6 protein-coding genes are annotated in these 10587 nt (G+C 58.0%); 4 read left to right on the top strand and 2 right to left on the bottom strand.

Going from position 1 to position 10587, the window contains the following annotated elements:
• Positions 1-71 precede the first annotated feature (71 nt).
• Entirely contained in the window at positions 72-1580 is a 1509-nt protein-coding gene (locus G9U53_RS31435; RefSeq protein ID WP_083471102.1) for a polysaccharide biosynthesis tyrosine autokinase, read from the top strand.
• 465 nt (positions 1581-2045) lie between these two features.
• Here the strand turns inward: G9U53_RS31435 and G9U53_RS31430 are convergent, their stop codons facing one another.
• On the bottom strand, positions 2046-2615 hold the full coding sequence (locus tag G9U53_RS31430; RefSeq protein ID WP_054186719.1) for a protein-tyrosine-phosphatase: 570 nt from the start codon (positions 2613-2615) through the stop codon (positions 2046-2048).
• A gap of 1059 nt (positions 2616-3674) precedes the next feature.
• On the opposite strand from G9U53_RS31430, the gene G9U53_RS31425 reads away from it, so the two are divergent.
• Together G9U53_RS31425 and G9U53_RS31420 are read left to right on the top strand one after the other, a co-directional pair.
• Positions 3675-4340, top strand: coding sequence for a response regulator transcription factor (locus G9U53_RS31425; protein ID WP_054186607.1), 666 nt, complete (start codon positions 3675-3677; stop codon positions 4338-4340).
• Positions 4341-5270: 930 nt separating this feature from the next.
• Complete coding sequence (locus G9U53_RS31420; protein WP_054186608.1) at positions 5271-6416, top strand: alkane 1-monooxygenase; 1146 nt, start codon at positions 5271-5273, stop codon at positions 6414-6416.
• A gap of 1211 nt (positions 6417-7627) precedes the next feature.
• Here the strand turns inward: G9U53_RS31420 and G9U53_RS31415 are convergent.
• Entirely contained in the window at positions 7628-7921 is a 294-nt protein-coding gene (locus G9U53_RS31415) for a hypothetical protein (RefSeq protein ID WP_207624750.1), read from the bottom strand.
• 1282 nt (positions 7922-9203) lie between these two features.
• Here G9U53_RS31415 and G9U53_RS31410 point away from each other — a divergent pair.
• Positions 9204-9563, top strand: coding sequence for an Lsr2 family protein (locus G9U53_RS31410; RefSeq protein WP_054186611.1), 360 nt, complete (start codon positions 9204-9206; stop codon positions 9561-9563).
• The last annotated feature ends 1024 nt before the right edge of the window (positions 9564-10587 follow it).

Genomic DNA, 10587 nt, shown 5'->3' with positions numbered 1-10587 from the left:
GAACATCGCACGCACGCACACGCCATAGCTCGGACGCGTAACACAGCGCGTGAGCCGAAAGGGATTCAAAGATGGACCTACAAGATTACCTGAAGATATTGAAGACACGTTGGAAGATCATCGCCGGCGTTACGGTGGTTGCGATCCTCGGCGCACTGGGCGCTTCGTTGCTTTCCACGCCGATCTACCAAGCTTCGACCCGGCTGTTCGTCTCGACTTCATCGGGTGGCACGGTCAACGAGGCATACCAGGGAAACCTGTTGTCACAACAACGCGTGACGTCGTACACCAAACTATTGACCGGACAAACGCTCGCGCAGCGCACAATCGACGCGCTCGACTCGGCGACATTGGGTGGGACCTCGGCGAAGACACTTGCCGGAAAGGTCACTGCGACATCCGCACCGGACACCGTTCTGATCGATGTAGGTGTACAGGACACCTCACCCGAGCGTGCACGCGATATCGCCAACGCACTCTCCGCCGAGTTCGTCGTGATGGCAAAGGAACTCGAAACCCCAGAGAAGGGCGGAGTGCCCGCAGCGCGCGTGGTCGTCGAACAGCAGGCTGAAACGCCCACAACGCCGGTGTCACCGAAAACCCAGCGCAACCTCGCTCTCGGCGCGGTGCTCGGCATGCTTTTGGGCATAGCCCTCGCCGTTTTGCGTGACCGACTCGACAACACAGTCAAGGACCGCCGCGTGGTGGAAGAAGTCGCCGGCGCCGCAATGGTGGGAACCATTCCATTCGACAAAGAAATGCAGACCCGCCACGCTATCGATTTCCACGACGGCAACTCCGACAGCGCGGAGTCATACCGTGAGCTGCGAACCAACCTTCAATTTCTCGAGGTGGACAATCCTCCGCGGGTCATCGTGGTGACCAGCTCGCTGCCCGCCGAAGGCAAGACGACAGCCGCAGTCAACATCGCCCTCGTTCTGGCGGAGGCAGGAAAGTCGGTCTGCCTGATGGAAGGCGACTTACGTAAGCCGCGAGTATCGAAATACCTAGGGTTGATCGGCAACGTGGGTGTGAGTTCGGTGCTGTCCGGCCAAGCAGATCTCGATCATGTACTGCAACGCACCAATCTCGGAGGATTGGTGGTGCTCGCCTCAGGGCCGATCCCCCCGAATCCGAGTGAACTGCTCGGCACCGATCACGCACGACAGACGTTGGCCGAGCTTCGTGCTCGCTACGAATACGTCATCATCGACGCGCCTCCGTTGCTCCCGGTTACCGATGCAGCCGTGTTGGCTGCGATGGCTGACGGGGCCTTGGTCATCGCGCGGCATGCCACTACGAAACGGGATCAGTTAGCGCGCGCTGTGGGGAACCTTCACAGCGTCGGGGCGAGAATTCTGGGGACCGTGATCACCATGACACCGACAAATGGGCGAGGCGGGTACGACTACAAGTATTATTACGAGTCGGATCAGTCGACTCCCCGGATGCAAGTTGCGCCAGCGGTACCCGTTACCGACCCTACCGCAACGCACTACGAGACGACGAAGTTCAGCGATGCATCAACCCAGGAGTTCGAGGTCAAAACTAACCGGACGAATCATCGTTATCGTGACTGACGGGCTCCCTGTCATGACTGGGCAACTGCGTTCGCAGCGGTGCACTTGTTGTGCAGGAAAAGATTCTCCTTACAGAGGGAACTATTGTCCATGAGCGGTTTTCGCACCGGACGCGGTACACATTGATACTATCTCCGAGATGGCAATCCGCCATTCGAAATTAGAGGATTCGGAGGATCGAATGTTGGGTTCGCTTTTTAGTCTCAGTTCAGATATCGGTGTACCATCCATTGATGGCATTCTGGAAGCAGTCGGGACGATTTTTGCTGCCTTGTTCAGCCTGAGCTGATAACTGCTGTACGACAAGCCCCTGTCGGTCGAGAATCGACAGGAGCTTGTCGTACATTGTGATCGAGACGCTCCGCATTCATCGACTCTATTACTCAATTCAAAAGATCCACACCACAGCAACGCATACCTGCAGAGCGACTGCGCGCTTGGACCTTCAACCGAATCAGCAGCCCGTTATCCAAGGTCAGAAGATGTTGCTGGAGCAGAGGGAGACAGATCTCGACGAGAAGGAATAATTAACCGCTTGACCAACGGTCCGAGGAGTTCGGCGATCTCACTTCCAACCTCTTGGAACACTGCCCCATCGGCGCCGATCGGGTCGATGATGTCCTCGGCATCCCCCACTCCGTATCGTGTGCGGGCGTCCGCAAGTTCGGCAACAGTGCTTGCCCCCGACTCTTCCGCTAGACGAGCAGCTTCGCGCAACGTGAAGGTCCGCTTGAATTGCATCGGTGCCAATCCAAGTACCTTGTCGCGGTGACGCTCAGACATCGTGAGGATCAAATCTGCCTCAGATGCGATTCGAGCGGTCAAACGTCGCGCACAGAAATTGCCGGACGTCCCTCCCAAGCCCTCCAGGACTTTCGCCGCTGTCAATTCGATTGGATGACCGATCACAGCTCTGGTACCTGCACTCGATGCCGTGAAATCTGAAACTCCCGCTTCATGGGCAAACGCATTCGCGAGTCGTTCGGCCGTAGGCGATCGGCAGATGTTTCCTGTGCAGACAAAGAGAACGTGCATAACTCGAGCATATGTGGTCGGTCGGCATTGTCAGTATTCACGGACTCGACTACACGACAACCGAGACCTCAACGCCAGCTAAATATGATGCAGCCGAGGACTTCGCGAGAAGATCGAGGTAGCCGGGATCCTTGGGTATCTCGCGTTTGTCGTAATGTACGAGTTTGCATTGTTCCGCGGTTCCGAAGCGTGTGCACGGCAGCACCCGCCCCCGTCATTGTAGAAGGGGAAGTCTCATGAATCCGAGATTCTCAGCCCGTGGCAGACGTAATTTACCGGGGATGAACCTGGACCGCGTTTGCTGCGATCGCCGACCGGGCTTCGCCGGCCGCCCCAGCCTCCCTCGCCTTAGCGATTGCGTGACCGCGTTTCCAAGTTCTTGCCGAAGGTTCAACGTCCCCTGAACTCGGGACTATTGTGGATCCCATGAAAAGCGGCCCGCCGCAAGGTTATGGGCCGATTTCATCGGAGAATTGGTAGGGAGACGCTCGACGTCGCGAACCCGACGCATCGCGGTGGACATACACCACCGTGCAGAATCAGGACCTTCACCTGCGGAGACCGGCATCCCGCGACCGGCAAACGTACCTCGTCGCTGGATCCAACCTCCACCGATTGACAACCGGTACAACGATTACTGCCGTGAAACTCTCTCCAGCCTCACTCGAATGTGTTCCATAGCGCTCGTCGACGCCCATTCCCGGCTGCCGCCGGGATGCCCGAAAGCTCCGTACAAGCCTTAGCTAATTCCTGGACCAATGATGCACGCTTCAAACCTGGCGGGTAACCGGTCCAACTTTACTATCTGTGAATTACCGTAACGCTCATACGAGTAGGGAACAGACCAAGGCAGTTGGATCCTACGGCCTCGTGGAGTTAGGCGAGACGAGACTGCTTCCTGCTCTCTCATCACGTCTCGAAAAACTGCATCGGAGCTGAACTGCTACGTCGTGGTGGGAAGAGCTTCTCAGCGCGGAAGATTGTTCGCAGCGCTAAGTTAAGATCGCCGAGGCGCCGCACGATCCAGTTGGCGGTTCGCTCTACAAGGACACGGTGGTGATGGTGCGCAAGATCCTTCTCGTGGATCCACACGAGGTATATCGACGGGGCTTGGTGAATCTGCTGGAAAATGTGACCGACCTCATGGTCGTGGGGCATGCATCCACCAGCGGTGAAGCCTGGAGTCTACTCGTTCAACTGCAGCCTGACCTTGTAGTAGTCGAGATGGAACTGGCTGACAACGGAACTGGGACAGAGTTGATACATCGACTCCGGCGTGCCTCGATGCAAATTCCATGCGTCATTCTGACAGACTACGGGGAAGAAGACTCCCCGCTAGATGCACTGCTTGCCGGAGCCGATGGTTACGCAACCAAGGATACGCCGAGCGGGGACCTGATACGTGTAATGCGCCATGTAGCCGATGGAGAAAAGTTTTTCGATTTGGAGCGTATAAGTAGCATATCTGAGAATCGTCGTGAGGCAGCAATGAACGATCCGGCAGGGCGATTAAATGAGCAAGAAAAGACTGTTTTGCGTGGGGTGGGCGAAGGTCTATCCAACAAGGAAATCGCTGACTACATGTATCTTTCGGAAAAAACCGTCAAAAATTACATGTCGCGTATATTGCAAATATTCGGTGCCAATCGACGGACGCAATTAGTTCCTTATGCCATCCGGCTCGAAGCCTGTGACGAGCTGCGTCGGCGATCCCGTAGACTTTAAGAGGCGTCGAATTTCGCGGAAGTCGTTCGTTTCTGTGAATTTTTAACCCATGATTGCGGATTCGGAGCGAGGCTCAGTGTCATTCATTCGTCTGGCGGGGAAGTGATCGGCTACATCGCGGCGTGCTTGCCCAGGGCCGTTCGGACGACGAGCGGGCTTTTCAGATAGTTGCTGTGTCCTCTTCGAATTGCAGGACAAGCGGTCGGGGTTGCCGAGGTTCGGTATCACTCACCCGCTCAGCACTTCTGGCGGGTGGAAAGCTGCCGTCGGACTCGCCGGCGTGACGGTAGGAACCTGTTGTGCAGATTTGGATTTTCCACGGGCTGGATGCTCTTGACAGTTCCTCTGTGCGACTCCTCTGTGCGGCGAACAGTCCGACGCAACATTGGCGGACCGACTCATCACCGCACACTTCGCGACAGGCGGACGACCCTCCTGGCCGAGGAGGCGCTCGGGGACAGCAGCTTTGCGCCGCACTCCCTTTCGTCCGCCAACGGCGCAGCCATTCGGCTGGTCAACATCCCCCGCGCTCCCCTGGTCCACTCGCAGCCTCGGCCGGTGCCATCAACGCTGCTCGCATCCAGCCGCCGGTATTGGTGATATCAATGCCGGTCCACAACCATTCTCAAGCCGCCGTCGACAGGTGAGCTCATCAGCTGGGGCGCATGCGCCCCAGCGACGTAACCGTGATCCTGTTGTCACGGATCTTCCCCATGAGTGGAGTCATCTTTCATCCGCGTAATTCATGGACAGCACGTCGTAACTGCGCCACCAACACGGCGGGGTGAGCGAGTCCGTGCCGGGAAGTTCTGCGGAGCCTTGCGGAGGTTTGTAACTTCCTGCGCCGAAATCGGATACACAGGTCGTACGTTGAACTAACGATCAGAAGGCGACGATGTTGCTTCATCTACCTACGTTCGGGCCATCTCGATGACGCCCACCGGCGACGGCTGTGTCGGGGCGTCGACAGCTCCGAAGTGGAGGGACCGGAAACGGTACTGGTGGCCGTTGGGGCTACTCATTCCGCTGAGCCCGTTTCTGTCCTGGCTACTGGTCGAGCACTTTCATCTGGGACTGTTCTGGGCCACCGGGGCATGGATTCTGGTGCTCGTCATCCCCGCCGTCGACCTGATCGTCGGCCACGACGGTCACAGCCCGCCCGACGACGCTATCGCAGTGCTGCAGCAGGACCGGTATTACCGGTGGTGCACGTACTTGTATCTACCGTTGCAGTACTCCGGATTGGTGTTCGCGTGCTGGTGCTGGGTTCATGCGCCGATGGCGACGGGCGAGAGGATCGCTCTCGCGATGACCGTCGGTGTGGTCGCAGGGGTCGGAATCAACGCCGCCCACGAACTCGGGCACAAGAGTGAGCGCGTCGAGCAGTGGTTGGCGAAAATGGTCCTGGCCCAGTCGTTGTACGGACATTTCTACGTCGAGCACAATCACGGTCATCACGTCCGGGTGGCGACGCCGCAGGACCCTGCCAGTGCCAGGTTCGGGGAATCGTTTTGGACGTTCCTGCCTCGCAGCGTAGTGGGAGGACTGCGATCGGGATGGCGGATCGAATCAGCGCGCCTGCGCCGACGGGGTAAACCGGTGTGGAGCGCAGGAAACAACCTTCTGCAGGCGTGGGCATTCAGTCTCGCCCTGTTCGCGATGTTGATTGCGGTGTTCGGATGGCAGATCTTCCCGTGGCTACTGCTGCAGGCCTTCGCGGGGATCTCTTTCCTCGAGGCCGCGAATTACCTGGAACATTACGGGCTCCTGCGGGCTCGCCGCGGGGACGGAAGTTTCATCAAGGCCCGCCCCGAAGACAGTTGGAACAGTGATCACCTCGTCTCGAACCTGTTTTTGTATCAACTGCAACGTCACAGTGACCATCACGCGAATCCGCGCCTGCGGTATCAGTCGTTGCGCAGCGCCCCTGCCGCGCCGCAACTGCCGGCCGGCTACGCGGTGATGATCGTTTGCGCCTGGATGCCGCCCGTGTGGAGACGCGTCATGGACCACCGCGTGCTCGATTACTACGGAGGGGACCTCGACTCCGTCAATACACGGACACACGCCCAATAAATCAACTCTCGTCCAGATACCTCCGCCGCCGCGTCGTGACAACGGTAGACGCCGCAGGTCAGACCAGGAGGGGCATACCGCACCGCACCGCAGGTCTAACGGCGCTACGACCACGGACGTACCTCGCGAACGACACCTTCTTGCTACCGCGGGCACACGCACAAAGCATCGCTGCACCCATCCTCGCCCGATGAGCCGTGAGACACCCGATTCGACTCCGCCACCCACTTCGGGCGTAGAGGCGTCGACTGAACATTCACTCAGCTTGTCGGGCCGAAACACCGATTTAGCGACAGTCCCGGCAGTCCCCATATGAACTCTGTTTTGGTGGGTGGCACGATGTCGTTGCCGTCGATGATGAGATGCCGTTCCCGATTTCGCGTGGTGTCCAATCTGATTTCGTCTCTGATTTCGTCGCGCCGGCTGCGTTGGTCCTGGTGTTCGAGCCGGGCAAGCCCGCGAGCACCATTCCGAGACGAGCTCCGTGTCCGTCATCGGAGGCGCCTCCCAGGGTGAGCATGCTCTTGTATCGGCATATCCGTGAAAGGCGAGTCGATAGTCAGGTGGGTGGACCTACCTTGAGGCTCTGAGGGGCTGGTGACATGTGCTGTCCCTCATCGGCCAAGCACATGGCCAGCCCCGGGGCAAGGCTACCGACGACGCGGCCGGCTCGCGGCGGCCGACACGACATAGTGGCCCGGTTCGGCTAACCCAGGCAGTTCGTGCCGGTAGTGAACGTCAGTCCTCGTCCTGCTTGTCTGCGCGTGGATGATCGACTCGAAAGCATCGATTTCGGACAGGGGCCTCGACGCGTTCTCGTGGTCGCCAAGACCTGAAAAGATCCTGACCCCGATTCTGAGAAGCTCCCTCATGCGCATTGCACGCGACGTAGCGGAACGGCTTTCACAGGTTCTCGGAACGCTCGTCATGAGTGTTCTCGAAAATTCGAGGTGGGGAGGAACAACAGCGCATTTGGAATGTTCTCCCGTTGTCCTGTTTGTCGTTGTCGTCGCCTGTAGCCGCTCACCCTACGCAGAGAGTGTGGTGATGCTCGTGCGGAATTGGTGCTCGTAGGAAGGTTCCTGGGCCTTCGTGCACGAAGAGGTCGCATTCGCGACACTGGGCCTGGCAGTTGCTTTCGCTCATCGTGCGGACATCTTTCGTTATTGCTCGGGAACCGTTCGACCCGGCGCACGACAGTCACAGAAAGTTCATGACGTGGGCCGAAAACCATAGCGTTGTCGCATTTGGGTGAGCGCCATGATGTCGTCGCCGCTGATCTCTGTCGCGGTCACCCAGGCGCTGCTTCGCAGGTAGTCGCGTCGACACTGCTGATGGCCCTCGGGCGTGAGCGCTGTGGCGGCGGTGTAAGGGTTCGTGGGATCGGCTTCGGCATTGTCGAATTGAGCGAGGTACACGGCGAGGACGGCGGCATCGCGCCGAAACTTATTCAACCTTGCCGCCGAACTCGGTCTGGCAACAACCATGCCGACGTCCCGACACATCTAAGACAGGTTGTTCAGGCATAGATATTGGCACTCCATTCGCCCCGACCTAATGAAGGTAATGATCTGATAATAAGGGCTCTCGAAGTGCCCCATTTATGACACATATTATGCGGGTGAGCAAGTATTTCGCGGAATTGGCCCCAGCGCAGCGGTCCCTTCAGCGGTGCAAGTCAGCCGGGATGTGTCAATCAGCCCGTGACGGACCCGTATTGTCGCGTGATCGACACCACGGTTGCCGGTCGTTTCGGTTCCATTGACTGTCCAGACGAGGAGGTTCGTGAACGTCTGGGGCAAAGTTCCACTCGGTGTACAGAACAGCGCGGTGTCGCCTACCTCTCTGAGCTGTCACCGGCGCCTGCCGATGGATGATTTTGGGGAAGACTGTCCGGATCAGCCATCGAACTGAGTCTGCTACATAAACTCGACGCCCTTGAGGTGGGAACTGAACTTTACGCTGGGGGAAATTGCCATCGGGGTGCCTAACTTCAGGCAGCGACAGATAGTGGGTGTTTCGACGCGGATCGTTTCGTCGATGTCACGCAAGTTCATACCGTATCCATTGTTCCTGCGTGAGTTTCGTTGATCATATCTTCGGAGTCGGTGAGGTCAGCTGTGCGGTCGCGTGGATGAGATTTCGTGCGAATTCTGTGAGCACCAAAGGTGGAGAAGGCCAGCTTGCCAGCGGAAGAAGTGTCGATGGATTCGGTCGGCGACTTGAATTCATCGACACTGCGGGCGATCCAGAGTCTGCAGTTTGGTGGGGAGAAGGGCCGCGCTGGTTGAGGTCTTGACAATAAGTCTGTCCCCATGGCGTGGGGGGTGAATGCCGACCGGTTAGTTGAGGGTGCGCCGTTGTTGCGGGATCAGGTTTTCGGTCCAGATCTCGAACATCCGGCCGCGTTGAGAGCATCGCTCCGCGGTTGAAGGCCCGACCCGATGGGCCGATGCCCTTGCGTCGCAGAAAGTTCACCCATGAGTCCTCAGTGTTCCATAACTCATCGACAAGGCTAATAACGAACCATTCGTTTCGATACGAGTTATGGGAGCGAAACTTCGGCGACTTCGACCGTCTCGGGTGTTCCAATACGAACATTTATGGAGCATCGCTCGGTGAAGCTGAAAGTCAGGACTGATCGACTTACGAGACCGTCATGAGCGTGCTCGCGGTCGCCTGCGCGGTGAGTGGTCGGCGAGGCGTCAGCAAGAGTGCCCAGGATTACGGATACTGCCGCTACCATGAAATTGATATTCATCCAGTACACAACGAAGAGGAATCCCTGTGGCTGAAATATTCATTCGCCAACTTATCGACGATCTCGACGGGAAACCGATTGACGCTGGGTTGGGACACGTGGTCACTTTCTCTTACCAAGGCGCCGATTATCGGATGGATCTTCGGCCTACCAATGCGGACAAGATCGAGGCCGTCTTCGCCCCGTACGTAAAGGTTTCCGAGAAGGTCTCCTCGGCCGGCAATGTTCGTGCGAAAACCTCGCCGGCGACCAAGTCGTCAGGGTCTGGTCGATCCGCGGAACAGTTGAAAGCAATACGGGAATGGGCCGGTAAAAACGGCTTCGACGTCTCACCGCGCGGACGGATCAAAGTCGACGTTATGGATGCTTTCGACGCAGCACATTAGGCCTGTGAACAGCACCTTTCTCACGGGCATCGAACGAATAGTGCACCTGATGCCGCATTCTAGTCGGTGAGCCGACAGACTCAGGCGAAGGCCACTCTCGGCGGCGAAGACCAAACGGCCGTCGTCGAGAGTGGTCGCCCACCGGAGCGCCGGCGTCCAATCCCCGCCCCAGATCAGAGTTGTCGCTGACGGTATCGGCGTAGTCCTGGACCACGATCCCGTGTGGACGGAATCAGGCGGACGCGAGGCACAACGCGAAGGATGGTGGCGTGAGGTTGTGGGGATCGGCGCTGATGCTCAGCGTTCAGTAGCAACGGTTCTGCAGGCCCTGCCGAATCGTCTCAGCGTGCCAGCGAGAGGAACCGGACCTGTGAGTATGTCGGGGCGAACAGTGGACGCTGCCTCAGAGGTGGTATTTGTTTCGACCGCGGAATCGTAGTCCCGATCCAGAGTCTTTCGGGCTCAAGCCATTAGGTGGGAATGCGCCCCGGAATTGATCCGAGATGAGTACAGCAGACCAGACGGATCTATCCGGTCAATGTGCGCCCCTTGAGTGGTTCAATGAGTGTTTTGCGGCGATTTCATCGGTACCGATGATGCCGGCATGTCGTGTCGCCGTTGCCGTCGGCATGCTGGGGTGGTGAGGACATGCCGTGGGTTGAAGCCGCCACCATATGAGAACCTGGGAGTTCGAAGGTGAGCACACCTGTGGACCGCGTCTATCTAATGAATTTTCTATCATCGTAGAGAAACCCATTGGAGACTCAACAAACTCGCCGACGATCGTATCCATTGGGGCTTTGGTTGAGCCTGGGCATGGTGGGAAGAGGGCGCATCTACTGCGACAGCACTTGGAATGCCGCGAAGGAGGCTGCACATCGGGTGCTCAATCGTTGAGCGACCAGTCGAGTTGTCCGTCGACGGCGCATGGATGCCAGACGGAGAGGGAAATACCGCTGCTTTCGAGGTTTGGTGCGAGGGCAGCGAGGAAGGCGTCGGGGACTTTCAATTCGGCGAGGAGTTG

The organism is Rhodococcus sp. D-46 (genome assembly GCF_011290655.1).
GTDB classification, from domain to species: domain Bacteria; phylum Actinomycetota; class Actinomycetes; order Mycobacteriales; family Mycobacteriaceae; genus Rhodococcus_F; species Rhodococcus_F qingshengii.
Note: the sequence above shows the minus strand (reverse complement) of the source record. Positions and strands in the feature narration are given on the sequence as shown.

Excerpts from the sequence above, each read along its gene's own strand:
- G9U53_RS31435 (WP_083471102.1), top strand. The coding sequence starts at position 72 with ATGGACCTACAAGATTACCTGAAGATATTGAAGACACGTTGGAAGATC.
- G9U53_RS31430 (WP_054186719.1), bottom strand. The coding sequence starts at position 2,615 with ATGCACGTTCTCTTTGTCTGCACAGGAAACATCTGCCGATCGCCTACG.
- G9U53_RS31425 (WP_054186607.1), top strand. The coding sequence starts at position 3,675 with ATGGTGCGCAAGATCCTTCTCGTGGATCCACACGAGGTATATCGACGG.
- G9U53_RS31420 (WP_054186608.1), top strand. The coding sequence starts at position 5,271 with ATGACGCCCACCGGCGACGGCTGTGTCGGGGCGTCGACAGCTCCGAAG.
- G9U53_RS31415 (WP_207624750.1), bottom strand. The coding sequence starts at position 7,921 with ATGTGTCGGGACGTCGGCATGGTTGTTGCCAGACCGAGTTCGGCGGCA.